The organism is Mycobacterium sp. E1386 (assembly GCF_001672745.1).
Taxonomy (GTDB): Bacteria; Actinomycetota; Actinomycetes; order Mycobacteriales; family Mycobacteriaceae; genus Mycobacterium.
Genome location: NZ_LZKH01000167.1, coordinates 1 through 1,324, shown reverse-complemented (window position 1 = coordinate 1,324; position 1,324 = coordinate 1). Strand labels below are relative to the sequence as shown.

1 protein-coding gene is annotated in these 1,324 nt (G+C 74.0%); it reads left to right on the top strand.

Translation table 11 applies throughout. The annotated features are described in order from the left end of the window. Positions 1–1,324: discoidin domain-containing protein (locus A5709_RS16595; RefSeq protein WP_156768080.1), on the top strand; the 1,324-nt coding region annotated here is incomplete at both ends.

Genomic DNA, 1,324 nt, shown 5'->3' with positions numbered 1-1,324 from the left:
GGCGGGCTTTGTCGCCGACAGCGGACTGCGTCCGCGCTACCCGGCCGTAGAGGTTTACCGGGTGGAGGTCGCCGGCGATCCGGGCGCCCCCTACTTCGCGGACGTCGACCGGTTGCCCCGGGTGGACGGCGGACCGGAGGCGCTGCTGCGCCTCGACGAGCGGCGCCGGCTGCAGGGCCTGCCGACGCTGGGCCCCGCGCTGATGACCGCCGACGCGCGCGGCGCCGGATTGCCGGTGCCCTCGGTGACCGTCACCGACACCCCGGTGGCCCGCGAGACCGATTACGGCCGGGTGGACCAACATTCGTCGGCCATCCGGGCCGCGGGCGACGCACGGCATACCTACAACCGGGTGCCCGACTATCCCGTCCCCGGGGCCGACCCGGTCGTCGGCGCCTGGAGCGGCGGCCGGATCACCGTGTCGAGCTCGTCGTCGGACTCCACCGCGATGCCCGACGTCGCGCCGGCGACCTCCCCCGTCGCCGCCATCGACGGCGACCCGGCGACCGCGTGGGTGTCCAACTCGCTGCAATCGGCGGTGGGCCAGTGGCTGCAGGTCGATTTCGACCACCCGGTCACCAACGCGGCGATCACCCTGACACCCAGCGCGACGGCCGTCGGCGCGCAGGTGCGCCGCATCCTGATCGAGACCGCCACCGGCAGCACCACCTTGCGGTTCGACGAGCCCGGCAAGCCGCTCGCCGCCGCGTTGCCCTACGGCGAGACGCCGTGGGTGCGGATCACCGCCGCGGGCACCGACGACGGGTCCCCGGGCGTGCAGTTCGGCATCACCGACCTGTCGATCACCCAGTACGACGCGTCCGGATTCGCCCACCAGCTCGACCTGCGGCACACCGTGCGCGTCCCGGGGCCGCCGCCCGGCGCGGCGGTCGCGGGCTGGGACCTGGGTTCCGAGCTGCTGGGCAGGCCGGGATGCGCGTCGACGCCGGAGGGCGTGCGCTGCGCGCCGTCCATGGCGCTGACACCCGAAGAGCCGGTCAATCTCAGCCGGACGCTGACCGTTCCGGCACCGATGTCGGTGACCCCGTTGGTGTGGGTGCGGCCGCGGCAGGGGCCCAAGCTGGCCGACCTGCTCGCCGAGCCGAACACCACCAGGGCACGGGGCGACTCCGACCTGGTGGACGTCCTCGGCTCGGCGTATGCGGCGACCGACGGCGACCCGGCGACGGCATGGACGGCACCGCAGCGGGTGGTGCAGCACAAGACCCCGCCCACCTTGACGCTCACCCTGCCGCGGCCGCACCCACACCAACGGGGTCACCGACATCGGTGCCGGAACGGTCAGCGTCCGGCTGAGATTGAC